Origin of the sequence: Janthinobacterium psychrotolerans (assembly GCF_001677885.1) — a bacterium.
In the GTDB taxonomy this organism is placed as follows: domain Bacteria; phylum Pseudomonadota; class Gammaproteobacteria; order Burkholderiales; family Burkholderiaceae_D; genus Janthinobacterium; species Janthinobacterium psychrotolerans.
In genome coordinates, this window is record NZ_LOCQ01000061.1 from 130,911 (window position 1) to 156,767 (window position 25,857).

General features: G+C 62.9%; 24 protein-coding genes. 2 read left to right on the forward strand and 22 right to left on the reverse strand.

Annotated features, from left to right (window positions below; all coding sequences use genetic code 11):
* Positions 1-11 precede the first annotated feature (11 nt).
* The 21 genes from ASR47_RS22650 to ASR47_RS22750 form a co-directional block, all read right to left on the reverse strand.
* Positions 12-791, reverse strand: a complete 780-nt coding sequence (locus ASR47_RS22650; RefSeq protein ID WP_065310067.1) for an enoyl-CoA hydratase — start codon at positions 789-791, stop codon at positions 12-14.
* 67 nt (positions 792-858) lie between these two features.
* Complete coding sequence (locus ASR47_RS22655; protein ID WP_065310068.1) at positions 859-2,055, reverse strand: acetyl-CoA C-acyltransferase; 1,197 nt, start codon at positions 2,053-2,055, stop codon at positions 859-861.
* 21 nt (positions 2,056-2,076) lie between these two features.
* The gene (locus tag ASR47_RS22660) at positions 2,077-4,476 is read right to left on the reverse strand and encodes a 3-hydroxyacyl-CoA dehydrogenase/enoyl-CoA hydratase family protein (RefSeq protein WP_065310069.1); all 2,400 of its coding nucleotides are present in this window, start codon (positions 4,474-4,476) and stop codon (positions 2,077-2,079) included.
* 14 nt (positions 4,477-4,490) lie between these two features.
* Positions 4,491-6,281 (reverse strand): acyl-CoA dehydrogenase C-terminal domain-containing protein, encoded by a 1,791-nt coding sequence (locus ASR47_RS22665; RefSeq protein WP_065310070.1) that lies wholly within the window; start codon positions 6,279-6,281, stop codon positions 4,491-4,493.
* A 90-nt stretch (positions 6,282-6,371) separates the two neighbouring features.
* A complete protein-coding gene (locus tag ASR47_RS22670) occupies positions 6,372-6,977 on the reverse strand; it encodes a TetR/AcrR family transcriptional regulator (RefSeq protein WP_065310071.1) in 606 nt (201 codons plus the stop codon).
* Positions 6,978-7,204: 227 nt separating this feature from the next.
* Positions 7,205-7,606 (reverse strand): RNA-binding S4 domain-containing protein, encoded by a 402-nt coding sequence (locus ASR47_RS22675; RefSeq protein WP_065310072.1) that lies wholly within the window; start codon positions 7,604-7,606, stop codon positions 7,205-7,207.
* Positions 7,603-8,766 carry a cardiolipin synthase ClsB gene (clsB, locus tag ASR47_RS22680; protein WP_065310311.1) on the reverse strand — a complete coding sequence of 388 codons (1,164 nt, stop codon included), beginning with the start codon at positions 8,764-8,766 and terminating at the stop codon, positions 7,603-7,605. Before clsB ends, ASR47_RS22675 begins: the two co-directional genes overlap by 4 nt.
* 8 nt (positions 8,767-8,774) lie before the next feature.
* Positions 8,775-9,596: an endonuclease/exonuclease/phosphatase family protein gene (locus ASR47_RS22685; RefSeq protein WP_065310073.1), complete on the reverse strand. Its 822-nt coding sequence runs from the start codon at positions 9,594-9,596 to the stop codon at positions 8,775-8,777.
* A gap of 76 nt (positions 9,597-9,672) precedes the next feature.
* Entirely contained in the window at positions 9,673-9,966 is a 294-nt protein-coding gene (locus tag ASR47_RS22690) for a hypothetical protein (RefSeq protein ID WP_065310074.1), read from the reverse strand.
* On the reverse strand, positions 9,966-10,448 hold the full coding sequence (gene nudB, locus ASR47_RS22695) for a dihydroneopterin triphosphate diphosphatase (RefSeq protein ID WP_065310075.1): 483 nt from the start codon (positions 10,446-10,448) through the stop codon (positions 9,966-9,968). Before nudB ends, ASR47_RS22690 begins: the two co-directional genes overlap by 1 nt.
* 88 nt (positions 10,449-10,536) lie before the next feature.
* A complete protein-coding gene (gene aspS, locus ASR47_RS22700) occupies positions 10,537-12,333 on the reverse strand; it encodes an aspartate--tRNA ligase (RefSeq protein WP_065310076.1) in 1,797 nt (598 codons plus the stop codon).
* Positions 12,334-12,402: 69 nt separating this feature from the next.
* Positions 12,403-13,038, reverse strand: a complete 636-nt coding sequence (locus tag ASR47_RS22705) for a DUF502 domain-containing protein (RefSeq protein ID WP_065310312.1) — start codon at positions 13,036-13,038, stop codon at positions 12,403-12,405.
* 46 nt (positions 13,039-13,084) lie between these two features.
* A complete protein-coding gene (locus ASR47_RS22710; protein WP_065310077.1) occupies positions 13,085-13,390 on the reverse strand; it encodes an FmdB family zinc ribbon protein in 306 nt (101 codons plus the stop codon).
* A 79-nt stretch (positions 13,391-13,469) separates the two neighbouring features.
* A complete protein-coding gene (locus tag ASR47_RS22715) occupies positions 13,470-14,072 on the reverse strand; it encodes a methyltransferase (protein ID WP_065310078.1) in 603 nt (200 codons plus the stop codon).
* 19 nt (positions 14,073-14,091) lie between these two features.
* The gene (gene ubiB, locus ASR47_RS22720; protein ID WP_065310079.1) at positions 14,092-15,663 is read right to left on the reverse strand and encodes a ubiquinone biosynthesis regulatory protein kinase UbiB; all 1,572 of its coding nucleotides are present in this window, start codon (positions 15,661-15,663) and stop codon (positions 14,092-14,094) included.
* Positions 15,660-16,313: a ubiquinone biosynthesis accessory factor UbiJ gene (locus ASR47_RS22725; protein WP_150127941.1), complete on the reverse strand. Its 654-nt coding sequence runs from the start codon at positions 16,311-16,313 to the stop codon at positions 15,660-15,662. Before ASR47_RS22725 ends, ubiB begins: the two co-directional genes overlap by 4 nt.
* Before the next feature lie 142 nt (positions 16,314-16,455).
* Positions 16,456-17,400: a Tim44 domain-containing protein gene (locus tag ASR47_RS22730; protein WP_065310080.1), complete on the reverse strand. Its 945-nt coding sequence runs from the start codon at positions 17,398-17,400 to the stop codon at positions 16,456-16,458.
* A gap of 27 nt (positions 17,401-17,427) precedes the next feature.
* The gene (gene ubiE, locus ASR47_RS22735; RefSeq protein ID WP_065310081.1) at positions 17,428-18,162 is read right to left on the reverse strand and encodes a bifunctional demethylmenaquinone methyltransferase/2-methoxy-6-polyprenyl-1,4-benzoquinol methylase UbiE; all 735 of its coding nucleotides are present in this window, start codon (positions 18,160-18,162) and stop codon (positions 17,428-17,430) included.
* A gap of 94 nt (positions 18,163-18,256) precedes the next feature.
* Positions 18,257-19,483, reverse strand: coding sequence for an alpha/beta hydrolase family protein (locus ASR47_RS22740; RefSeq protein ID WP_065310082.1), 1,227 nt, complete (start codon positions 19,481-19,483; stop codon positions 18,257-18,259).
* On the reverse strand, positions 19,476-20,780 hold the full coding sequence (locus ASR47_RS22745; RefSeq protein ID WP_065310083.1) for an LLM class flavin-dependent oxidoreductase: 1,305 nt from the start codon (positions 20,778-20,780) through the stop codon (positions 19,476-19,478). The genes ASR47_RS22740 and ASR47_RS22745 overlap by 8 nt, the downstream gene beginning before the upstream one ends.
* A gap of 1 nt (position 20,781) precedes the next feature.
* Positions 20,782-23,061 (reverse strand): TonB-dependent receptor, encoded by a 2,280-nt coding sequence (locus ASR47_RS22750; protein WP_082989117.1) that lies wholly within the window; start codon positions 23,059-23,061, stop codon positions 20,782-20,784.
* Positions 23,062-23,250: 189 nt separating this feature from the next.
* Here ASR47_RS22750 and ASR47_RS22755 point away from each other — a divergent pair, with 189 nt between their 5' ends.
* Both ASR47_RS22755 and ASR47_RS22760 read left to right on the forward strand, forming a co-directional pair.
* Positions 23,251-24,306: a LacI family DNA-binding transcriptional regulator gene (locus ASR47_RS22755; protein WP_065310084.1), complete on the forward strand. Its 1,056-nt coding sequence runs from the start codon at positions 23,251-23,253 to the stop codon at positions 24,304-24,306.
* 19 nt (positions 24,307-24,325) lie between these two features.
* On the forward strand, positions 24,326-25,267 hold the full coding sequence (locus ASR47_RS22760) for an aliphatic sulfonate ABC transporter substrate-binding protein (protein WP_065310085.1): 942 nt from the start codon (positions 24,326-24,328) through the stop codon (positions 25,265-25,267).
* Between the two features lie 131 nt (positions 25,268-25,398).
* Here ASR47_RS22760 and ASR47_RS22765 read toward each other — a convergent pair whose 3' ends face one another.
* A complete protein-coding gene (locus ASR47_RS22765; RefSeq protein WP_065310086.1) occupies positions 25,399-25,842 on the reverse strand; it encodes a gamma-butyrobetaine hydroxylase family protein in 444 nt (147 codons plus the stop codon).
* Between the last annotated feature and the right edge of the window lie 15 nt (positions 25,843-25,857).

A 25,857-nucleotide genomic window follows, 5' to 3' on the forward strand; every position in this document is an offset into this window, starting at 1 on the left:
GAACCAGGCGATCAGGCGAACTGCTTGAAATCGGGCTTCCTCTTTTCAAAGAACGCCGTAAAGGCTTCCTTCGCTTCCGGCGCGCCCAGCATGGCGCTGAACAGCTGGTTTTCGTCGGCGATGGCCGCCTTGATCGGCTCGATGCGGCTTTGCTTCATCAGGCGCTTGGTGGCGCGGATAGAGGCTGCCGGCAGGGCCACCAGCTTGGCCGCCTGGGCTTGCGCGAACGGGATCAGTTCGTACAGCGGCAGCACTTTCGATACCAGGCCCATTTCCAGCGCTTCCTGGGCCGGGAAGGACTCGCCCAGCATCAGTTTTTCGGCCGCGCGCGGGTAGCCGGCCAGTTGCGTGAACAGCAGGCTGGAGGCGAATTCCGGGCACAGGCCCAGCTGGGTGAACGGCATCGAGAAGCTGGCGTTGTCGGCCGCGTAGACCAGGTCGCAGTGCATCAGCATGGTGGTGCCGATGCCGATGGCCGGGCCGGAAACGGCCGCCACCACCGGCTTGCCGCAGCCATACAATGCGCGCATGAACTGAAATACCGGGCGGTCATGGTCGAGCGAGCCGTCCTTCGGGCGCGCCGTTTTCATGAAATCTTCAAGGTCATTACCAGCCGTGAAAATCTCGCGCTTGCCGCACAAGACAATCGCGCGTACGTCGGTGTCGGTTTCGGCCGCCACCAGCGCGTCGGCCAGGGTCTGGTACATTGCGCCCGTGATCGCGTTCTTGCGTTCGAGGCGGTTGAATTCCAGCGTCAGTATGCCGTCGCTCTTGCTGCACAAAATGTCCATGGTGTCTCCAAAATGAAAAGGCGCCGGGAACAGTCCGCAGCGCCTTTGTTGTTATCGCAGTACCGCGTTATACGCGTTCAAAAATTCCGGCGGCGCCCATGCCAGCCCCGACGCACATCGTCACCATGCCGTACTTCTGCTTGGTGCGCTGCAGCGCGTGGATCACGGTGGCGGCGCGGATGGCGCCGGTCGCGCCCAGCGGGTGGCCCAGGGCGATCGCGCCACCCATCGGGTTCACTTTCGATGGGTCCAGGCCCAGGTCGCCGATCACGGCCAGCGCTTGCGCGGCGAACGCTTCGTTCAGCTCGATCCAGTCCAGCTGGTCCTGGGTGATGCCGGCGGCGGCGCAGGCGGCGGGAATGGCGAACTTCGGACCGATGCCCATGATTTCCGGCGGCACGCCGCGCACGGCGAACGACGAGAACTTGGCCAGCGGCGTCAGGTTATGCTCGCGCAGGATTTTTTCGCTGACGATCAAGAGCGCACCGGCGCCGTCCGACATCTGCGAGCTGTTGGCGGCGGTGACGCTGCCCTTGGCGGCGAAGACCGGTTTCAGCTTGGCCAAGGATTCCATGGTCGAATCGGCACGCGCGCCTTCGTCGGTGTCGACGGTGCGGCGGCTGACATCAACCTGGCCGGTGGCCAGGTTCGGCGTGCGCGTGATGATCTCGACCGGCGTGGTTTCGGCCTTGAAGAAGCCGGCTTGCTGGGCGGCGATGGCGCGGCGGTGCGATTCGACCGAGAACGCGTCCTGCTGCTCGCGCGTCACCTTCCATTGCTGCGCCACTTTTTCGGCCGTCAGGCCCATGCCGTAGGCCATGCCGATGTTCTCGTCGCTGAACATGTCCAGGTTCATCGATGGGTGATGGCCCATCATCGGCACCATCGACATCGACTCGATGCCGCCGGCGATCATCACGTCGGCTTCGCCGACGCGGATGCGGTCAGCGGCCATGGCGATCGCGGTGATGCCCGAGGCGCAATAACGGTTGACGGTCACGCCGCCGACGGTTTTCGGCATGCCGGCCAGCAGCACGGATTGACGGGCGATATTGAAGCCCTGCTCCGCTTCCGGGAACGAGCAGCCGATAATGGCGTCGGTGATCAGGGCCGGGTCCAGGCCCGGCGCTTGCGCCAGTGCCGATTGCAGCACGCGCACCAGCAGGTCGTCGGGACGGGTGTTCCTGAACATGCCGCGCGGCGCCTTGCCGATCGGCGTGCGGGTGGCGGAGACGATATAGGCGTCTTGAAGTTGTTTGCTCATAGTCTGCTTTCGCTTATCGATTTAGTTACGCACTGGCTTGCCGGTCTGCATCATGCCCATGATGCGTTCCTGCGTTTTCGGATGGTTCAGCAATTCCAGGAAGGCCTTGCGTTCCATGTCCAGCAGCCACTGTTCGCTGACAAAACTGCCCTGGTCGACGTCGCCGCCCGAGACGATCTCGGCGATCATTTCGCCCAGCTTGAAATCGTGCGCGGAGATAAAGCCGCCGTCGCGCATATTGACCAGCTGCGCCTTGATGGTGCCCCAGCCGTAACGGCCGGTCACCTGGATCAGCGATGGCAGTTGCGGACGGAAACCGGCGTCGAACATGGCGCGCGCTTCGACTTTCGCCACGTGCAGCAGCTCGTACGGATTGAAGACGATGACGTCGTCTTGCTTCAGATAGCCCATCTTTTTCGCTTCCAGCGCCGACTTCGACACATTGGCGGTAGCGGCATTGGTAAAGCCCACTTTCAGGAATTGCAGGATGTCATTGCCGTTGGCTTGGTTTGCGGCGCGCTGCGCCGCTTCCTTCAAACCGCCGCCGGCGGGAATCAGGCCCACGCCCACTTCCACCAGGCCGATATACGACTCGATCGAAGCGACACGCTTGGACGCATGCAGCGCCAGCTCGCAGCCGCCGCCCAGCGCCAGGCCCGCCACCGCGGCGATCACCGGCACGTTCGCGTATTTCAGCGACATAAAGGTTTTCTGCAGTTCGGCGATGATCGGGTCGACCGCCTTGACGCCACCTTGCATGAAGGCCGGCAGGGCCGACTGCAGGTCGGCGCCGGCCGAGAACGCGCCGCCTTCGGCTGCGTCCGCGTGCCAGATCACCAGGCCCTTGAAGTTCTTCTCGGCTTCCGCCAGGGCCAGCTTCAGGCCATTGATGACGCCTTCGCCGATCACGTGCATCTTGGTCTTGAACGAGATGATCAATACATCGTCGCCACTGTGCCAGACGCGCACCGATTCGTCTTCGAAGACGGTGGTACCGGCGGTTTTTCCATCCACCGCGCCGCTGCCAATGACTGGCGCGCGGAACGGCTGGCGGTCATACACGGCCAGGTTCGAGCGCGGCACGAAGCTGTTCGACACAGCCGAGTACGAGCCTTCGGCAGTGTGCACGCCACCCTTGTCAGCGACCGGGCCTTCGAAGACCCAGGCCGGCAGCGGTGCGTTGCACAGCGCGCGGCCGGCATCGATATCTTCCTTGACCCAGTTGGCCACTTGCAGCCAGTTCGAGGCCTGCCACGTTTCAAACGGGCCGACGTTCCAGCCGAAGCCCCAGCGCATGGCGAAGTCGATATCGCGCGCATTGTCGGCCACGGTGTCGAGGTGAATCGCGATGTAGTGGAAGGCGTCACGGAAGATCGCCCACAGGAACTGGCCCTGTGGATTGGTCGAATCGTGCAGCGCCTTCATCTTCTTGACCGGATCCTTTTCCTTCAGGATGCGGGCGATGATGTCGGCCGCCTTGGCGCCGCCGGCGACGTATTCACCGGTGGCGAAGTCCAGGCGCTGGATCTCCTTGCCGACCTTCTTGTAGAAGCCGGCGCCGCTCTTCTGGCCCAGCGCGCCTTTTTCCACCAGCTTGGCCAGCACGGCCGGCGTCTTGTAGACGGCGGCGAACGGGTCGTTCGGCAGGTAGTCCTGCATGGTCTTGATGACGTGGCCCATGGTGTCCAGGCCGACCACGTCGGCGGTGCGGAAGGTGCCCGACTTGGCGCGGCCCAGCTTGGCGCCGGTCAAATCATCGACCACATCGACCGACAGGCCGAATTTTTCGGCTTCGTGCACGATGGCCAGGATGCCGAACACGCCCACGCGGTTGGCGATGAAGTTCGGCGTATCCTTGGCGCGGACCACGCCCTTGCCCAGGGTGGTGGTCAGGAAGCCTTCCAGCTGATCGGAAATTTCTGGGCGGGTAGACTCGGTCGGGATGATTTCGACCAGGTGCATATAGCGCGGCGGATTGAAGAAGTGCACGCCGCAGTAGCGCGACTTCAGGTCCGCGTCAAAGCCTTCGGCCAGCTTGGTGATCGACAGGCCGGAAGTGTTCGACGCGAAGATCGCGTTCGGGCCGATATGCGGCGCCACTTTCTGGTACAGATCGTGTTTCCAGTCCATGCGCTCGGCGATGGCTTCGATGATCAGGTCGCAACCGGCCAGCAGGTCCAGGTTGTCTTCGTAGTTGGCGACCTGGATCAGGGCTGCGTCGTCCTTGTTGCCCAGTGGCGCAGGCGAGAGTTTTTTCAGGTTCTCGATGGCGCGCAGCACGATACCGTTCTTTGGCCCTTCCTTGGCAGGCAGGTCGAACAGCACCACCGGCACTTTCGCGTTGATGCAATGGGCGGCGATCTGCGCGCCCATCACGCCGGCGCCGAGAACGGCAACTTTTTTAACGATGAAATTGGTCATATTTTCCTCAAGTCTTAGAACAGGTCTGCGTCGAGTGCCATCAGGTTGGCCGAGCCGGAACGCGCCTGGCGGATCAGGGTGGCCGTTTCAGGTTGCAGGCGGGCGAAATAGAAGCGCGCGGTGGCCAGCTTGGCGGTGTAAAAGGTGTCGCCGGAGCTTTCCTTTTCCAGCGCGATCTTGGCCATCTGCGCGAACAAATAGCTGTAGATCATGTGGCCGACCACGCGCAGGTAAGGCACGCAGGCCGCGCCCACTTCGTCCGGATTCTGGAACGCCTTCATGCCGATTTCCATGGTCAGCTTGGTGACCTTGTCGCCCAGGTCGCCCAGCGGCGTGACGAATTCGCTCATCGCTTCGTCGGTGCCGTTGTCTTCGACAAACGCCTTGATCTTCTCGCCGAACTTGCGCAGCTTGGCGCCGTTGTCGCCCAAAATCTTGCGGCCCAGGAGGTCCAGCGACTGGATGGTATTGGTGCCTTCGTAGATCATGTTGATGCGCGCGTCGCGCACATATTGTTCCATGCCCCATTCGGCGATATAGCCGTGGCCGCCGAACACTTGCATCGCCTCCGAAGTGGCGATCCAGGCGTTGTCGGTGATAAAGGCCTTGATCACGGGCGTCAGCAGCGCGACTTCGTCGGCCGCTTCCTTGCGCACGTCGGCGTCCGGGTGGTGCAGTTCGCGGTCGATCTGCAGCGCCACGTAGGACGTGAAAGCGCGTGCGCCTTCGGCGTAGGCTTTGCCCGTCAGCAGCATGCGGCGCACGTCCGGGTGCACGATAATGCGGTCGGCCGGCAGTTCCGGGTTCTTGATGCCGGACAGCGAACGCATCTGGGTGCGGTCCTTGGCGTAGATCAGCGCGTTCTGGAACGCGATCTCCGTCAGGCCCAGCGACTGCATGCCCACGCCCAGGCGGGCCGCGTTCATGAACACGAACATGGCGTTCAGGCCCTTGTTCGGCTGGCCGATGATCCAGCCACGCGCGCCGTCCAGGTTCATCTGGCAGGTCGAGTTGCCGTGGATGCCCATTTTTTCTTCGATGGCGCCGCAGGTGATCGGGTTGCGCTCACCGACCGAGCCGTCTTCCTTCGGCAGGAACTTCGGCACCAGGAACAGCGAAATGCCTTTCGAGCCTTCCGGTGCGTCCGGCACGCGGGCCAGCACCAGGTGCAGGATGTTTTCCGCCATGTCGTGCTCGCCGGCCGAGATAAAGATTTTGTTGCCGGTGATCAGCCACGAACCGTCGTCCTGTGGCAGCGCTTTCGAGCGCAGCAGGCCCAGGTCGGTACCGCAATGCGGCTCGGTCAGGCACATGGTGCCGGTCCATTCGCCCGACACCAGCTTCGGCAGGTAGACCTGTTTCTGGTGGTCGGTGCCGTGTTCCTTCAGACACTCGTAGGCGCCGTGCGACAGGCCAGGGTACATCGACCAGGCCTGGTTCGACGAGTTCAGCATTTCATAGAACGAGTTGTTCAGCACCACCGGCAAGCCCTGGCCACCGTATTCCGGATCGCAGGCCAGCGCCGCCCAGCCGCCGTCGACATACTGCTTGTACGCTTCCTTGAAGCCTTTCGGCGTGGTCACGGTGTGGGTTGCCGCGTCGTGCTTGCAGCCTTCGCGGTCGCCCGAATGGTTCAGCGGGAACAGCACTTCGGAGGTAAATTTGGCGCCCTCTTCCAGTACCTGGTTGATGATGTCGGCATCGACCTCGGCGTAATCGGGCATGGCTTTGAGTTCTTCACCGACGTTCAGGAACTCATGCAGAACGAATTGCATATCACGGATAGGCGCGACGTATTGACCCATTATTTTCTCCTCAAGGCATTAGCTGAATGTTTGTATGTGCGACATGTTCTTTGTTGCGGATGCTGCTGAACTGCTTGTTCTCCTGACTGCTCATTCGGTACTGGTGGCGTGGTTCTGGTACGACTCGATCAGGCGCTCGAAACCGCGCTGCGCCCGTTCGATGCTGCCCGGCACGCGCAAGAAGCGCGCGTCGTGATGCAGGGCCAGGATCAGGCCGTACATTTCATACACCATCTGCTGCGCGTCGGTGCCTGCCTTCAGGTCGCCCGAAGCGATCGACTGCTGCACGCTGCGCAGCAAGGCGCCCTGCCAGGCTTGCACCATGGCCACCAGCGATTCGCGGATCGGGCCCGGGCGGTCGTCATACTCGACGGCGCCGCTGATATAGATGCAGCCCGAGGCGATTTCCACGCTGACGCGCTTGACCCAGCGCGCAAACATCGATTGCAGGCGGGCAATGCCGCGCGGCTCTTTCATGCTCGGGAAAAATACTTCCTGCTCGAAACGATGGTGGTAGAGCTTGAGCACTTCCATCTGCAAGTCTTCGCGCGAGCCGAAATGGGCAAACACGCCCGATTTGCTCATGTTCATCTTGTCCGCCAGCAGACCGATGGTCAGCCCTTCCAGGCCGTCGCGGCTGGACAGATCCAGCGCCACGTCGAGAATGGCGGCGCGCGTCAGTTCGCCCTTGCGCATGAATTTGACTGAAGTATTCAAAATGTCCGTTCTGAAGTGATATTGCCGGTCTGGTGGATTTTTCCCCGGCAGCAAAAAAAAGCACGCCGTGAAAAAATCCGAACGCTCGTACTATTATCCAGTGTGCGGCAAAAGTCAAACACGAAATTTAGAGCGGGTGTTCTATTAGTGTGATGCAGCAATACCTGGCCGCCTGTCACCGCCAGGAAACAGGGTATGGCACGAACTCAGGAGAGGTCGCCGGCCTTGCTCAGTTGACGACGGTCGCGCTTGGTCGGCCGCCCTTTGATGGTACTGCCCGGCTCGCGGAACAGCTTGCGTTCTTCCTGCGCCTGTTCGCGGCGCGCGATGCTGGCCGGCGTTTCCGCATACAGCAGGCGCGCCACGGGCGCCGCACCGCGTTTGTCGGACAGGCCCAGCACTGCCACTTCCCAGGTGTCGGAGCCATTGTCGATGGCCAGCTCGTCGCCGATGCGCAGGCCGCGTGCCGGTTTCACGCGCTCGCCGCCGACCTTGACTTTACCGGTATCGACGGCTTCGCTGGCCAGGGTGCGCGTCTTGAAAAAACGCGCCGCCCACAGCCATTTGTCGATGCGCAGATTGGCTGCGCCACTCTTTTCGTCGCTCATGCGTATTTCCCCACTGAAAAAATGCGCATCACCAGGCGATAAGTCCAGAACGCCAGCTCATAGCCGATGCGCTGCACCCGGCCGATATGCTTGAAGTCGTCCTGGTGGATCACCTTGCCGTCGGCAATGCCCTGTTCTATATGCTGGCGCAAGGCCTGGGCAAACGCCACGTCCTTGATCACCACATTGGCTTCCTGGTTCAGGAACAGGCTCAGCGCGTCGATATTGCTCGACCCGACAGTGGCCCAGTCGTCGTCGACCACCGCCACCTTGGCGTGCAGCTGGGTCTTGCGGTATTCGACGATTTTCACGCCGGCCGCCAGCAGTTTCGGGTAGAACGAATGGGCCACCGCGTCCTGCATGCGGAACTCGCCCACACCGATCAACAGCACCACGTCCACCCCGCGCTGGGCGGCGCGCGCCAGTGCCAGCCGAAGCTTGTGGCCGGGCGCGAAATACGGATTGGCCAGCATCACGCTTTTGCGCGCCTGGCCCAGCGCCTGCAGATAGGCGCGCTGGATGGTGCGGCGGTTGCGCAGATTGTCGCGCACGACAAAACCGGCCACCACCGGATTTTTCGCCAGCTCCTTGCCGACCACCCGCATCTTGCGGTACAGCTTGATGCGGCGCACCAGGTTCATCTTGCCCAGGCGCGCCCACTGCGCCTGGGCTTCCATATGGATGGCGTCGACCAGCGGCCCCTTGACCTGCACGGCGAAATCCCAGCGCGGCGCTTCCAGGCTGATATTGTGGTCGTAATCGCAGAACATGTCATCGTTGATATTGATGCCGCCCACCAGCGCCACTTCGTAATCGACCACGCAAATTTTGCGGTGGGTGCGCGTGATGCCGCGCAAGAACCACGGATTGAACACGCGGTGATGCACGCCGGCCGCCTCCAGCTGGGCATGCATGGCGTTGACGCGGCGGCGCCCCGTGCCGAACCAGTCGGTAATCATGCACACCAGCACGCCGCGCGCGGCGGCACGCTTGAGGGCGTCCAGCACCAGGGCGCCGGTGGCGTCGTCGGCAAAGATATAGGTCTCGAAATAGACTTCTTTTTTTGCGCTGTCGATGGCGCCGATCAATGCGGGAAAGTAGTCAGTGCCGCAATAGAGCAGCTTGATGTCGTTATGGGCTGTGTAATGGACTGAACGCATGCGCAACTCTATGCCAGTTTCAAGGCGGCGACGATCGGCGCATGGTCCGACAGTTTGGCCCACAGGGTGCCGTGCATCACTTGTGCGCCTTCCACCTGGAAGCCGCGCACATAGATGCGGTCGAGCCGGAACCACGGCAAGGCGGCCGGAAAGGTGCGCGCCGGCACCGGCACGGGCGGGCGCGCCTGGCGCCGCGCCAGGGTACGCACCAGGTCGCCCAGCGCGGAGTTCGAGGCGCGCTGGTCAAACACCTCCACCACGCCCAGGGCATTCCTCAGCTTGTCGCTGAGGGTATTGCGCCAGTCGTTGAAGTCGCCGGCGATAATCACCGGCTCGCCGTTCGGCGCCGAGGCCATCACGGCGTCGATCAGGGCCTGCGTCTGGCGGCCCCGGCCCGACTCGAACAGGCCCAGGTGCACCACATAGCAGTGCACGTCGGCCTGTGGCGTTTGCAGCACGCAATGCAGAATGCCGCGCTGTTCATACGCATGGTCGGACACGTCGTGGTTGATCTGCGAGCCGATCGGATATTTGCTGAGCAAGGCGTTGCCATGGTGGCCATGGTCATACACGGCGTTCATGCCATAGGCCGTATGGTGCTCGGGGCCGGCAAAGAACTCATGCTGCGACGCCTCCGGCCAGTGCTTGTGGCCATGCGTCTCGGCGCCATAGCGGGCCGCATTGCGGTCGTGCTTGCCCTGCACTTCCTGCAGGAACACGACATCGGCGTCGAACAGGGCGATCGCCTGCTTGAGGGCGTGTACACGGGGCAGCCCCCGCACGGAGGACACGCCCTTGTGTATATTATAAGTTGCTACGCGGATTTTCATGCATCGATTCTACTCCGAGACCGGGGCTTTTCGCTGCACTCAATGGTGCGCGCCTGCGCCCCGCCGCATCGTTTGCTCAGCCCAGCATGCGTCCCACGCCGGCCGTCACGCTGACCAGCAGGGCCGTGATGGCGGCGGCCCACACGATCTTGACCAGCAGCGGTGCGCCGCGCCAGGTGACCTTCTGTTTGCCATATGTAAATATACCTGGATGCAGCAGCCAACCCAGGATGACCAGCGGCAAGCCGATCGGCGGCGTCCTGTCGGGCGTTGTATAACGAAACAGCGCCAGGATCACCAGCACGCAGAAGACGACACCAAGTGCGCCGCCCAGTTTTTGCCGCAACGTTAGATAATTCCAGTTCAGCATCAGGTACTTTCTTGTGGCGCCAGGCCAGGGTTCAGGCCCGTGATGGCCGGCAATTGCAAAATGGCTTCCGCATTGGAAGAGGAAAAACACTGGTCGGCGGCCGCCAGGTACGGCAGCCACGCATAACGCAGGTGTTCGCGCGGATTGACGGTCACCACGCAGTCGCGCGGCACCCGCACGCTGAACACGTGTTCCGTATTGTGCATCACGCCAGGCGCATAGCGGTGGCGCCAGACCGGATAGATCTCGTAGATATTCGACAGCTGCCAGTCGAGCAGCGCGATGTGCTGCCCATCGGCGACGATGCCGGTCTCCTCGAACAGCTCGCGCGTGGCCGCCAGCGACAAAGGTTCATCGGCGTCATCGATCGAGCCGGTCACCGACTGCCAGAAACCAGGCTGCCCCGCGCGCTCGATCAGCAGCACGTCGAGGTCGGCCGTATGTATGACGACCAGCACGGAAACGGGAATTTTATAGGTCATATCAACAATGAAAAAGGCGCCTTGTCAGCGCCTTTTTTTGTATAGCTCAGCGTCAACAGCGGCGGCCACAACAGCCGCCGCCCTCGCCTTACACTACTTTAGGATCGGCGCTGCGCAAACGGATATGCAGTTCGCGCAGTTGTTTCTCATCCACTTCCGACGGCGCATGGGTCAGCAGGTCTTGCGCGCGCTGGGTTTTCGGGAAGGCGATCACGTCGCGGATCGATTCGGAACCGGTCATCATGGTCACGATACGGTCCAAGCCGAATGCCAGGCCACCGTGCGGCGGCGCACCGTATTGCAGCGCGTCGAGCAGGAAGCCGAATTTCAGCTGGGCTTCTTCGGCGTCGATCTTCAGTGCGCGGAATACTTTCGACTGCACTTCTTCGCGGTGGATACGGATCGAACCGCCGCCCAGTTCCCAGCCGTTCAGGACCATGTCGTAGGCTTTGGCGATGCAGGCGCCCGGGTCGCTTTCCAGCATGTCTTCATGGCCGTCTTTCGGCGCCGTAAACGGATGGTGGGTGGCGGTCCAGCGGTCCGCTTCTTCGTCGTGTTCGAACATCGGGAAGTCGACCACCCACAATGGCTTCCACACGTCGTCGAACAGGCCGGCTTTCTTGCCGAATTCGCTGTGGCCGATTTTCACGCGCAGCGCGCCGATGGCGTCGTTGACGACCTTCGCCTTGTCCGCGCCGAAGAAGATCAGGTCGCCGTCTTGCGCGCCGGTCTGCTCGATGATCGTGGCCAGCACGTCGGCCGGCAGGAACTTGACGATCGGCGACTGCAGGCCTTCAGGACCCTTGGCTTTCTCGTTGACCTTGATGTAGGCCAGGCCCTTGGCGCCATAGATGGCGACGAACTGGGTGTAGGCGTCGATTTCCGAACGCGGCATGCTGCCGCCGCCTGGAATGCGCAGGCCCACCACGCGGCCGCCCTTCATGTTGGCGGCGCCGTTGAAGACCTTGAACTCGACCGTTTTCATCACTTCGGTCAGGTCGGTAAACGCCAGCTTGACGCGCATGTCCGGCTTGTCGGAGCCGTACAGGCCCATCGCTTCGGCAAAATCCATCACCGGGAACGGGTCAGGCAAGTCGATGTCCAGGGTGTTCTTGAAGACCACACGGATCATGTCTTCGAACAGGTCGCGGATTTCCTGTTCCGTCAGGAACGACGTTTCGCAGTCGATCTGGGTAAATTCAGGCTGGCGGTCGGCGCGCAGGTCTTCGTCGCGGAAGCACTTGGTGATCTGGTAGTAGCGGTCGAAGTTGGCCACCATCAGCAGTTGCTTGAACAGCTGCGGCGACTGCGGCAGCGCGAAGAAGCTGCCGGCGTTGACGCGCGACGGCACCAGGTAGTCGCGCGCGCCTTCCGGGGTCGACTTGGTCAGCATCGGCGTTTCGATGTCGATAAAGCCCAGGTTGTCGAGGTATTTGCGCACTTCCATCGTCACCTTGTAGCGCAGGCGCAGGTTGTTCTGCATTTGCGGGCGGCGCAAGTCCAGCACGCGGTGCGTCAGGCGCGTCGTTTCCGACAGGTTGTCGTCGTCCAGCTGGAACGGTACCGGCACGGAAGGATTCAGCACTTCCAGTTCCGAGCACACCACTTCGATCTTGCCCGATTTCAGGTTGTTGTTGACCGTGCCTTCGATACGGTTGGTCACCACGCCCGTCACGCGCAGGCAGAATTCATTGCGCACGGCTTCGGCGACCTTGAACATCTCGGCCTGTTCCGGGTTGCAGACGATTTGCACCAGGCCTTCGCGGTCGCGCAGGTCGATGAAGATCAGGCTGCCGTGGTCGCGGCGGCGATGTACCCAGCCGCACAGGCTGACGGTTTGTCCCAGCATGGCTTCGGTGACGAGGCCGCAATATTCAGTACGCATAGACATAAAATTCTCAGTTCAGGTTAGTGAGTGTTCAATCCGGCCACGTCCCGCATGGGACGCCTGCCTTTATTCTTTGACTGCCGGAGCCAGTCCCGGTCCTGGTACAGCGACAACTTCCGCGGGCGCCACCACGCCCATCGAGACGATGTACTTGAGCGCCGCGTCGACGCTCATGTCGAGCTCGACCACGTCGCTGCGTTTCATCATCAGGAAAAAGCCCGATGTGGGGTTGGGCGTGGTCGGCACATACACGCTGACATAGTCGCCCACCAGATGCCTGGCCGCATCGCCACCCGGCACGCCCGTCAAAAAGGCGATGGTCCACGAGTTCTGATGCGGATACGGCACCAGCACGGCCTTGCGGAACGCGTTGCCCGACGAGGAAAACAGGGTGTCCGACACCTGCTTGACGCTCGAATACAGGGAGTTGACGATGGGAATGCGCTGCAGCAGGCGCTCCCACAGTTTCACCACGTAGTTGCCGACCAGGTTGTTGGTCAGCAAACCGGTCAGGAACACGATCAATATGGTCAGTATCGTGCCCAGGCCGGGAATGTCAAAGCCAAACAGCGACTGCGGACGAAAACGTTGCGGCACCAGCAACAAGGACTGGTCCAGCGTGCCGATCACCAGGTTCAGCACCCAGACCGTGATGGCCAGCGGCACTAAAATCAGCAATCCGGTAATAAAGTATTTACGCATCGGTTTCTCGGTAATGGCCACGGGCTGCGGCTTGCGCCGCAGTGCTTCAGTCCGCTTTTGGGCTGGCGGCCGGCGTTGCCGCAGGGGCCGGCGCGGCAGCTGGCGCGCTGTCGGCCGCAGGCTTGGCGCTCTCGGCAGGCCCGGTCGGAATCGCGGTGGTCGGCGCCGTGCCGCCACGGAAATCGGTGGCGTACCAGCCGGTGCCCTTCAACTGGAAGCCGGCGGCGGTCAATTGTTTCTTGAAACTGGGCTTGCCGCACGACAGACAGACCGTCAATACGGGATCGGACATCTTTTGCAAGACATCCTTGGCAAAACCACACTCTTCACAGCGGTAAGCGTAAATCGGCATCAGAACTCCGCAAAAATCATCAAAAACCCTGAATTATAAAGCTTTTCCCCGGCGCTTAGCAGAAATAGCCGGGGCGGCTTCAGCCGGCTTTGCGGCGCCAGCTCATCCAGCGTTCCTTGCCGGCAAACACGGCAATCGAATCGTCGACGCTTTCGTCGGCCAGGCAGTCAAAATGCGGCGCCAGCAAGGCAAACAATTGCTCCCGGTCGATGCCGAACGGCGGCCCCTTGGCGTGGTCGTCAAAAAAGAAGTAGCCGGCCAGCATGGCGCCTGGCGCCAGCAGCTGGGCCCAGCGCGCGGCCACTTGCGGCCACATGGCGCGCGGCATGGCGCACAGAAAGGCCCGCTCGTAGATCAGGTCGAGGGAAGCGGCTGGCTGCCAGGCAAAGAAGTCGGCCTGCTCCACCTTGCCGGCCTGGTCGCCGAGCAACGCGCACGCCGCGGCCACGGCGGCGGGCGAAAAGTCGATCGCCGTGGCGTCCCAGCCGGCGTCCAGCATATGGGCCAGCTCGTACGCCGAGCCGCAGCCCGGAATCAGGCAGCGCAGCGGCGCCGGGCTGCCGGCGACAAACTGCGCCAGGCGCCGCGGCACGCCGCCCTGGTCCCAGGGCGTGAATTGCTGGTCGAAACGCTCGTCCCAGAAGGCGGGCGAGAGCGGATCGCGAGTCTGGAAGTTGGCCATCACTGTCCTTGACAGGCGCTTAAAACGCCAGCTGGTGCCAGCGCATATACAGCTGGAAGCCCAGCGCGCCGAGCGCAAAGGCGCCGACAAAGTACACGATAAAGCTCAGCAGGCGATTGGTCTGGCGTTGTTCCGCCAGCAAGGTTTTCATCAGCTCCACCTCGTTTTCGCGCGGCTCGCCGGCCACCGTCAGCGCCTGGTGCACCAGGCGCGGCAGTTGCGGGAAGATATGCGCATAGCGCGGCGCCTCCGCGCGCAGGCGCTCCATGAAGCCCTGCGGCCCCACCTGCTTGCTCATCCATTTTTCCAGATACGGCTTGGCCGTCTGCCACAGGTCCAGTTCCGGATCGAGCTGGCGTCCCAGGCCTTCGATATTGAGCAGGGTCTTTTGCAGCAGCACCAGCTGCGGCTGCACTTCCACATTGAAGCGGCGCGAGGTCTGGAACAGGCGCAACAGCACCTGGCCGAAGGAAATATCCTTCAACGGGCGATCGAAGATCGGCTCGCAGCAGGCGCGCACGGCCGCTTCGAGCTCGTCGACGCGGGTTTCCTTGGGCGCCCAGCCCGATTCGATATGCGCTTCGGCCACGCGCTTGTAGTCGCGGCGGAAGAAGGCCAGGAAGTTCTGCGACAAATAATCCTTGTCGTAGTCGTTCAGGGTGCCGACGATGCCGAAGTCGAGCGCGATATAGCGGCCAAACGATTCCGGCGCGATCGACACCAGGATATTACCCGGGTGCATATCGGCATGAAAAAAGCCGTCGCGGAACACTTGCGTGAAGAAAATCTCGACGCCATCGGTGGACAGTTTGCGCAAGTCCACGCCGGCGGCCAGCAGGCGGTCGGTCTGCGAGACCGGAATGCCATTCATGCGCTCCATCACGATCACGCTGCTGGAGCAATAATCCCAGTACATTTCAGGCACCAGCAGCAAGTTCGAATCGGCAAAGTTGCGGCGCAGCTGGCTGGCGTTGGCCGCCTCGCGCATCAGGTCGAGCTCGTCGTGCAGGTATTTGTCGAATTCGCCCACCACTTCGCGCGGCTTCAAACGCTTGCTGTCGGCCCACAGGCGGCTGGTCCAGTCGGCGGCGATATGCATCAGCGCCACGTCTTCGTCGATCAGCTTTTTCATGCCAGGGCGCAAGACCTTGACGGCCACTTCCTTGCCATTTTTTAAGGTTGCGAAGTGCACCTGGGCAATCGAAGCGGACGCCACCGGGTCGCGCTCGAAATGCGCGAACAGCTGGTCCGGGTGAGCGCCCAAGGACCTGGTGATCTGCGCGATGGCCAGGTCGGAGTCGAACGGCGGCACCCTGTCTTGCAAGTGGGCCAGTTCTTCAGCGATATCGGGCGGCATCAGGTCGCGCCGGGTCGACAGCACCTGGCCGAATTTGACAAAGATGGGGCCGAGCTCTTCCAGCGCCAGGCGCAGGCGCAGGCCGCGCGGCGAGGACAGGTCGCGCCAGAAGATGACGGTGTCGATCAGCTTGGCGGTACGCGGGACTTTCAAGCCGGAAATGGCGATTTCATCAAGACCATATTTGATGGATACCCGGATGATTTTTAACAGGCGCAAAAATTTCAAGATCATGTAGACACATCCGGTGAAGGTGGCAAAGGCTGGACGGCGGCATGCGCCTTTTCCAGCTTGGCAAGGCGCTTGGCCAGGCGTTCGACGTCGTCGCGCACGCGCATGACGCCGGTGGAATATTCAACGAGGTTGGCGGGCCGGATCAGCAGCGGCTGTTCTTCCAGGAAATACTCGGCCACGTTTTCCGCCAGTTTTTGCTGGCTGCCACGCGCAAAGGCGAGCGCATCGCGCGCGCCGCTGGCCACGCGCGTGGCGAGTATCGGGCCCAGCACTTTTTCCAGGTCATGCTCGGCGTCCCAGCGCAAGCCCTTGCCCAGCTGGGAAATGGCATTGGCGAACTCGGCATCGCCCTCGATTTTCACATAGGAAAACGCGCGTTCGCGGTTTTGCGCGATCAAGGGCAAATCCGACAGTTTCACGCGGATGGTGACGTTGGCCGGCACATCAGCCGGCGCCGTTTCCAGCATGCCGATGCCGTCCACGCGCAGGCGCACGGCGATGGCGCCCGTGTCGATCGCAGCCAGCTTGCCGGCATGCACGGCCAGTTGCTTGCGCGCCCACGGTTCCTGTGCCAGCAAGTGGTTGATGGTGGCCACGGCAGCAAAGCTGACGGCGGCTGTCGGGGAAAGATCTGGAATAGGTGCAATCATATGCTTGCGCGCAAACGCGCCCTTAAAAAGAAAAGACCGCCCGAAATACCTGCGGGCGGTCTTGATCTTAACATTTCATCAGGCAAACTCCGTCAAGCATCGCGCATTGCGCACCGGCTTAAGCCCGACTTCAGCAAGTTTTTTACAATTGCTGGATACCTGCCAGTACCCAGCCGGTGCTGCCGCTGACCGGTTTCGACATATTCCACACTTCCGAGAACGGCTCGGCGGCGGCGCCGGGCGCGGAACGGATCTGGCCGATGAACTTCACGCTGGCCAGGTAATCGTTGACGCTGGTCTCGATGCCCAGCAGCTCGGCATCGATGGTGACCACGTCGGTAAAGTCCGCTTGCGCGCCACGTTCCTGGATCTGCATGCGCAGCTCGGCATACACTTCCGGCGTGGTGAACTCGCGGATATCGTTGACGTCGGCCTTGTCCCAGGCGGCCTGCAGACGAATGAAGTTGCTTTTCGCATGGCGCAGGAAAGCGGCCTGGTCAAAGTCGGCCGGCACGCCCCATTGCGCGGGCGCCACTGGCGCTGCGGGTTTGTCCAGGCCCACGCCTGACGAGACCGGCTGCAGCGGCGGCAGCGGTGCAATGCGCGAACCGATATCGGGCGTATTGCCGGCCGGCGCAGGCGTATTGCCGCCAAAACCGGCAAACGGCGCATTGCCGGCACCATTGTTCTCGCGCTTGCCGCGCACCATGCGGTAGATAAAGTAGGCTGCACCGGCCAGCAGGGCCACCATCAGCAAGGTGCTGATCATGCTGGCCAGGGCGCCGCCCAGGCCGAAATGCGACAGCAGCGCGCCCAGTCCCAGGCCCAGCAAGGCGCCGCCCAGCAAGCCTTTCCAGCGGCTAGGCGGTTTGGCGGCGGCGGCCGGGGCCGGTGCTGCCGGCGCAGGCTGTGCCTGGCGCTGTGCGGCCGCCGGTGCGGGCGCAGGGGCCGGTGCCTGGCGGCTCACGCTTTGCGACTGCCGGCCGATCGAGCGGCCACCGCCCATGGGACGGGCCAGCGCCTCGCCCAGCATCGACACGGTGGTAGCAGCCAGCATCATGCCGACCATAAATTTTTTCAGTTTCATTCCATCTCCTAATGACCAACAAACAACTTACATCTTGATGCCGGTATGCAAAGCGGCTATGCCTGCCGTCAAATTGTAGTACTGCACACGCTCGAGGCCCGCCGTCTCCATCATCGTTTTCAGGGTTTCCTGGTCCGGGTGCATGCGGATCGATTCGGCCAGATAGCGATAGCTTTCCGCGTCGCCGGCGATCTTCTGGCCGAACCATGGCAGCACCGAGAACGAATACAGGTCGTACGGCTTTTGCAGCGGCGCCGCCACTTTCGAAAATTCCAGCACCAGCAGCTTGCCGCCCGGTTTCAGCACGCGGCGCATTTCGGCCAGCGCCACGTCCTTGTGCGTCATGTTGCGCAGGCCAAAGGCCACGCTGACACGGTCAAAATAGTTATCGGGGAACGGCAGTTTTTCCGCGTCACACAACATGGTGGGGGTGAGCAGGCCGCGATTCAAGAGGCGGTCGCGGCCCACGCGCAACATCGACTCGTTGATATCGGTCAGCCAGACTTCGCCGGTCGGACCGGCCTGTTTCGCAAAGGCCTTGGACAAATCGCCCGTGCCGCCGGCGATATCGAGCACCTTGAAGCCCGGGCGCACGCCCGCGTTGGCAATGGTGAAGGTTTTCCACAAACGATGCAGGCCGCCCGACATCAGGTCGTTCATCACGTCATATTTGGCAGCGACGGAGTGGAACACCTTGGCGACTTCGCGCACTTTATCTTCTTCTGCAACGGTTTTGTATCCGAAATGTGTCGTATTGGTCATGGTAGGCAGCCCTGTTGATTTGGCTGCATTATACAAGCGGCCAGCCCTTTACCGTACACAGCAGCCGGGCTGGCGTCAAGGCCATGACATTTGCCTAATCGGCTTTTTCCGCCGCGGCCGGCCAGTGGCGCCAGGTGAGACCGGGGCCGATGCGCGCCGGCGAAAGCTCCGAATCTGGCGCCAGGTGGCGGCCCATGTCGCGCTGGCGCAGGGTTTGCTCCAAAAAGGCCGTCACCACGTGCTGGTTGATATTGTTGATGCGCGCGCTGTCCCAGGCGCTTTCCGCATACGCCGAGAAATCCTCGCGATTGGCGTAGCTGGCCGCTGGCGGCGGATTGGGCGACACATTATGGCGCGCGTTCTGGTAGGCGAGCAGGTAGCGCGGCGCGTTGACGGCCTCCCGCGCCAGGCGCAGCACGCCGTCCTCATAGCCGGCGATCGTATCCTGCTCGCCGGCGACAAACAGCAATGGCACGCGCACTTGGGCCAGCGACGCGCCGCTCGACAGCTGGCGCGCGCCACCCCAGGGTGCGAACGCCACCACGGCGTGGATGCGCGGGTCCGGCGCGCGGGCCACAAAGGCTGTTGTGTCCGTCACGCCCAGCGGCTTGAGCGCGGCCAGGTCGACGGCGGCGCCGGCCGCCACCAGCGCGCCATAGCCGCCCATGGAGTAGCCCAGCAGCGCCGTATTGCCCGCATCGGCGGCGCCAGCCAGGAAGTGGCCGCTGCCAGGCTGGCTCCAGCCGGCCACCGCGTCGAGCACAAACTGGTCGTCGAGTGGGCGATTGAGCAAGGTGCTGGCAAAGCCGGCCTTGTCGGCGCGCGTCGACTCCAGGTGATCGATGGCGACCACCACATAGCCTTTCGAGGCCAGGTTTTCGGTCAGGTAGCTCATCTGCAAACGCGAACCGGGATAGCCGTGCGAAACGATCAGCAATGGGAACGCGCCCTTGAGCGCGGCGGCGCCACGGGCGGCGCGTCCGGCAAACGTAAACGGCGTATTCGGGCGGGCGGGATTGTTGGCGCCAGCGCCCAGCACATCGGTATAGAGCACGGCTTCGCGCTCGCCGGGCGCCAACTGCGCCGGATACCACACCTCCACCGTCAAGGCGCGGTCATAACGGGGCGCCGGATTGGCCGCCGTGGCGCGCAGGATATCAACCTGGCCGCGGTGCAGCAGCAACTCGGTGCGCACGCCCACCTGGTACGCGCCGCGCGCCGCCAGCGCCGGCGCGTCGGGCCGCGCGTCGCCGACCACCCAGTCGGCGGCAGCCGGCAAGGCGACCGCCAGCAGCGCCAGCGACAACACCAGCTTACGCATGTGCCCTCCCCGGCTTCGGCAAGCCCAGGTGGCCGCGCAAGGTGCTGCCCGCATAGGCGGTGCGGAACAGGCCGCGCCGCTGCAGTTCCGGCACCACGCCTTGCAGGAAATCGTCCAGCCCGCCGGGCAACTGCGGCGCCATGAAATTGAAGCCGTCGGCCGCCTCCTCTTCGAACCATTGCTGCATCTGGTCGGCCACCGTCTGCTTTGTACCGATCACGGTAAAGTGGCCGCGCCCGCCGGCGATACGCTGGTACAGCTGGCGGATGGTGAGGTTCTCGCCCTGCGCCAGGTTGGTCAGCAATTGCTGGCGGCTGCGCTGGCCATCGTTGGTCAGCGGCAGCTCGGGCAATGGTCCATCAATGTCATGGCCGGACAAATCGAAATTGCCGATCATGCGACCCAGCAGCGCCAGGCCCACCTCGGGCTGCACCAGCTCCTGCAATACGGCGAATTTATCCTGCGCCTCGGCTTCGCTTTGGCCCACCACGGCGAACAGGCCCGGCATGATTTTCAGGGCATCGGGATCACGCCCGATGGCTGCCACGCGCTGCTTGATATCGCGGTAAAACGCCTGCGCCGACGGCAGCGCCGGATGGGCAGTAAACACCACGTCGGCGGTGGCGGCGGCCAGCGTGCGGCCGGCCTCGGAACTGCCGGCCTGCACCACCACAGGATGACCCTGGGCGCTGCGCGCCACGTTCAGCGGCCCAGCCACCGAAAAATGTTCGCCGTGATGATCGAGCCGGCGCACGCTGCCGGGCCGGTACAACTGTCCGTGCGCCTTGTCGTTGACGGCAGCGTCGTCATCCCAGCCATTCCACAAGCCGGTCACCACATCGTAAAACTCGCGCGCCCGCGCATAGCGCTCGGCATGGCCCACGTGCTGCTCGCGGCCGAAGTTCTGCGCCTCGATGGCGTTGTCGGAGGTCACCAGATTCCAGCCTGCCCGCCCTTGCGAAATCGCGTCGAGCGAGGCGAACTTGCGCGCCACGTGATACGGCTCGTTGTAGGTGGTCGTCGCCGTGCCGATCAGGCCGATATGTTCGGTCACGGCCGCCAGCGCCGACAGCAAGGTCAAGGGTTCGAGCGCCGGCACGCCATTGGTCAGCGCCACGCTGTCGGCAAAGAAGACGGCGTCGAGGCAGGCTTTTTCGGCGGCCAGCACCTGGCGCTTGAAGACCTGGAACACATTGCCTTCGAGGTCGGTATCGGGATGGCGCCAGGCCGCCACATGGTGGCCGTGGCGCATCAGGAAAGCGCCGATGTTGAGCTGGCGTTTGGAGGGTGCATTCATCTTAAAACTCCTTGCGTGCGGTGATGCCAACATAACGGCTGTCGTCGCGCGGCACGCCGCGCGTCACGTAGCCGGTGGAGGCGACCAGGTTGGTCGCATACGATTTGTTGGCCAGGTTTTTCGCCACCAGCGCCACCCGCCAGCCACCGTCCACCGAAGACACGGTCAGGCCCGCATTGAGCAGGCCATACGCGCCCTGGATCGCGTCCGGCGACTGGAACAGATCGTACTGCGTGCGGCTTTGATAGCTGTAGTCGGCCGACAGGTCGAGCAGCAGGCCGTTGTTCAGAGGGATGCCGTAACTGGCGCGCACAAAGCTCTTCCATTTCGGCGAGAACGGCAGGGTCTTGCCATTGAGGTTGCACGAGGCGGCAGCGGCGGCCGGGCAATTGAACTGGTCGATCTGCGCGTCCGTGTAAGCGAGGGCCGCGTTCAGGCTCAGTTGCTGCGTGGGCCGCGCCGCCACGTCCAGTTCCAGGCCGCGCGTGGACACCTCGCCGGCATTGATCAGGCGCGTGACGACGGCGCCGGCCACCGTGTCATAGAAGTTGGCCTGGTAGTCTCTATACGCCGTATGAAAGGCGGCCAGATTGACCGTCAAACGGCGCTGCAGCCAGCTTGACTTCAAGCCCAGCTCGAAGGCATCCGAGGTCTCCGGTTTCAGGGCCAGGGTGTCGCGCGCCAGCATATTGAAAAACACATTGTAGGCCGGCCCCTTGTAGCCGCGAGAATAGGTGGCGTAGGTATTGATGCCGGGCGCCAGGTCGTACTGCAGCCCCACCCTGCCCGAGTAGCCATCCTTGGTGACGGAACCGTCGCTTTGCACGGCCGGCTGCACGCCGGCAAAGGCGGTAGCCTGGGTCGAGGTGCGCGCATGGTCGTAGGCCAGCTCGTCGCGGTTCCAGCGCGCGCCGACGATGCCGCGCAGGGCCGGCGTGAAGTTCAGCGTCGCTTCGCCGAACACGGCATAGCTGTCATTCCTGACGCCATAATCGGCGCGGCCGCTGTTCACAGTATTTGTCGTCACGATGCGCTGGTAGGTTTCGCGGTCCTTGCCGTGCAGGTAGAAGGCGCCGGCCACATAGTCGACAAAACCGTCTTTTGGCGAGGCCACGCGCAGCTCCTGCGAAACCTGAGAAAACGCCACCGTGCCGATATCGCGCGTGGCCGGATACGCCGCCGTGATGCGCGACGCTTCCGCGCTGTTGCCGATTGCCGAGGTGCTGGTGTACTGCGCATTGTCCCAGTCGCGCGCGGCGCTGATCGAAGTAAAAGTGTAGCCGTTCACGCGCCAGTCCACCTGGGCGGAAACGCCACGGTTGGTGTCGCGTATATCGCTGGGCAGATCGGTATTGACGCTGCGGTTTTCAAGGCTGGCGACGACCGGTGCAATCGCCTGCGAAAACGCGGTGCTGGTCGATTTGTACGCCGTGAAACTGGGCGAGCCGGTGCCGCGCAGATAGTCGGCGATCAGGGTGATGTCGAGGTCCTCGCGCGGCGTGATATCGACCCGCGCGCGCAGCCCTTTGCGCTCGTAGCCATTGACCTTGCCGCCGCCAGCATGGACGTTGCTGACGTTGCCATCGTAATCGGCATACAGGGCGTTGAGCGACGCCGCGATCACGTTCGGCACCAGCGCGCCCGAGACCCCGGCGCGCAGCCGTTTTTCATTGCCTTCGTAGTAGCCGCCGTCGACGTAGCCGGCCAGCTGCTGGCCCGGCTTGCGGCTGACCACATTCAATACGCCGGAAGACGCGTTCTTGCCGAACAGGGTGCCTTGCGGGCCGCGCAGCACTTCCACCCGGTCGATATCGAGCAGGTCCAGGGTGGCCTGGCCGGGACGCGCCAGCACCACGCCGTCGATCACCGTCGAGACGGTAGGCTCGACGCCGGGCGAGGTGGAAATGGTGCCGATGCCGCGCACGAAAATGGTCGAGTCCTTGTTGCCGCCCTGCTGGCGAAACGTGGCGCTGGGGATCTCCTGCACGATGGACTCGATGCTGTTGCGGTTGGCCTGTTCCAGCCGTTCGCCATCGATCACGGTAATGGCCAGCGGCACCGACTGCAGGCTGGCGTTGCGGCGCGTGGCGCTGACCGTCACGCTCGGCACTTCACTGCCCGCCTGGACCACCCCGATGGCGGCCGCTTCGGCAATCGCCGCATCGCCCTGGTCGAGCGCATCGGCGGCCTGCACGCCGCCCGCCAGCAAGACGCCGCTCAAGAACAAGCCCTGTTTCAATGCCGCCTGGCTGGCGGTGCGCTTGCTGTGGTTCTGTAGCATGGAATATCCCTGTCATGGTGTGCGTTGTTATGCGAAAAGCGTCTGTGCTGCGTCATGAAATCAACTTTGTCCTGCCCGGCAACTCTGCTAAACTTTTTATGGTACCGGTACCGTTTGAAGTGTCTTTGATGGCCAGATTGAAGTCAAAGAATTAAAAAAACCTTGGATATGTCTTTTAGGAATAAGCGCATGGCGGATGAAAAACCAGCAGCAAGCACGCGCAAGCGGCGTGGCTCGGGCCGCGCCACGATTCACGACGTGGCGCGCCTGGCGCAGGTCGGCTCGATCACGGTGTCGCGCTATCTGAAGCAGCCGGCGCAGGTCTCAACCGAACTGGGTGCGCGCATCGCCGCCGCCGTGGCGCAGCTGCACTATGTGCCCAACCTGGTGGCGGGCGGCCTGGCGTCGACCCACAGCCGCATCGTCGGCATGGTGATCCCGAATATCTCGGGCCCGATCTTTGCCAACACCATCCAGAGCTTCAGCGACACCCTGAGCGCGCACGGCTACCAGCTGCTGCTGGCGTCGAGCTATTTTTCGCAGGAACAGGAAGAAAGCGCCGTGCGCGCCTTTCTCGGCTGGTCGCCGGCCGCGCTGGTGGTGACGGGGCCCTTCCACAGCAAGGCGACGGAAAAGATGCTGGCCGAAGCGCAGATCCCGGTGGTGGAAACCTGGGATTATCGTCCCCGCCGCAAAGCCATCCAGGTGGGCTTTTCGAATGTCGAGGTAGGCCTGCAGCAGGCGCGCTACCTGCTCGACAAAGGCTATCGCCGCATCGCCTTCGTGCAGAACAGCGTGGCCGGGGATTTGAGTGCGCTGGACCGGCGCGACGGCTATGCGCAAGCGATGGCGCAGGCCGGCCTGAAACCGTGGACGTTTATCCCGACCGAGCAAGCCCCGTTCGACGCAGGCCGCCAGGCGTTCGAAGCGCTGGCGCTGCGCAAAAAACCGCTTGAGGCCATCATCTTCGCCAACGACAACCTGGCCGCAGGGGCGCTGCTGGCCGGCCAGCGCGCCGGCATCGCCATGCCGGACCAATGCGCGCTGATGGGCTTTGGCGACTATGCGATTTCGCCGCTGCTGCTGCCCAGCCTGACCACCATCCGCCCACCGGCCCGCGAGATCGGCGAGATCGCCGCGCTGCGCATTCTCGAAGCGCTGGGCGCCGTACCGCTGGACGGCAAGCACGCCAATGCACGCCTGAACCGCCTCACGTGCGAAGTGATCGCGCGCGAAAGCGCCTGAAACGAGAAAAAGGAACACAATGAAAATCATCAAAACACTGGCGCTGGCATTGGCCCTGTCGGCAAGCGTACTGGCCCACGCGGCCGAGCCCATCAGCATCGGATTTCAAAAAGGCAGTGGCCTGCTGGCCGTGCTGAAAGCGCAGGGCACACTGGAAAAAACCCTGGCTGCGCAGCAGCGGCAGGTAAGCTGGATCGAATTCCCGGCCGGGCCGCAAATGCTCGAAGCGCTCAATACCGGCAGCATCGACTTTGGCAGCACGGGCGCGCCGCCACCCATCTTCGGCCAGGCGGCCGGCGTCGATTTGTTATACGTGGGCGCGGAACCGGCACCCGTGTCGAGTGAAGCGATCTTTGTCGCCAGGGACTCGCCGCTGAAGAACGTGACAGACTTGAAGGGAAAACGGGTGGCGTTCCAGAAGGGTTCCGGCTCGCACTTTTTGCTCGTCGTGGCGCTGCAGAAAGCCGGCCTCACCATGCGCGATATCGTGCCGATTTATCTTGGCCCGGCCGAGGCGCGCGCGGCTTTTGTCAGCGGCAAGATCGATGCCTGGGTGGTGTGGGACCCATATTTCGCTTCCGCCCAGCAGGCGTATGCGGTGCGGGTGCTGGCCGACTACCAGGGCCTGCCGCAAGCCAACGGTTTTTACCTGGCCTCGCGCAAGTTCGCACAGCAATCGCCACAGGTTTTGTCCGCCATGCTGGACCAGGTCCGCGCCACCGGCCAGTGGGCGGCCAGCCACCCGCAAGACATCGCCGCCCTGATCGGCCCGCTGACGGGCTTGCCACCGGACATCGTCGCCACCTGGCAGTCGCGCACCCGCTACGGCGCCGTGCCCGTCACGGCCGATATCGTCGCCAACCAGCAGCGCGTGGCCGATCTGTTTTACCAGCAGAAACTGATACCGAAGCCGGTGAATGTTGCAGGTAGCGTATGGCTGTGGAAGCCGGCAAAGCCGTGATGTGGAGTTGTGGGCGATGCGTGTCGGATTACGCCCTGCGGGCTAATCCGACCTACGCGGCCACGAGATACCGCAGGTCGGATTAGCGCGGCGTAGCCGCGCGTAATCCGACAACATTGTTGGCGCTGGATTTAATGCTTGTGGCCGCAGCTTGGGCCATGAACATGGCCGGAACTTTGTTTGACGGTCATATCCGCTTTCGCGTCGCGCCCGCTGTCGCCGGGAAAGCCGGCCGCCGTCAAGTTGTCCAGGTATTGCTGCCAAAGGGTGGCCTGCTCGGCGCCCAGCTTGTACAGATAGGTCCAGGTGTACAGGCCGGAATTATGGCCATCACTGAAGGTGGGCTGCACCGCGTAGTTGCCGACCGGGTCCAGGCTGTTCAGGCCCACCAGGCGCTTGCCCAGCTGCAGGGTTTCCTGGCCCTTGCCATGGCCTTGCACTTCGGCCGATGGCGAGTACACGCGCAGGTATTCGAAGGGCAGCGAAAAGGCGGCGCCATCGTCAAAGGTGATTTCCAGCACGCGCGACTGGTTGCGCACGGTAATGCCGGTAGGCTGGGGAGTAGGTGTGCTCATGGATAAACTCTTTAT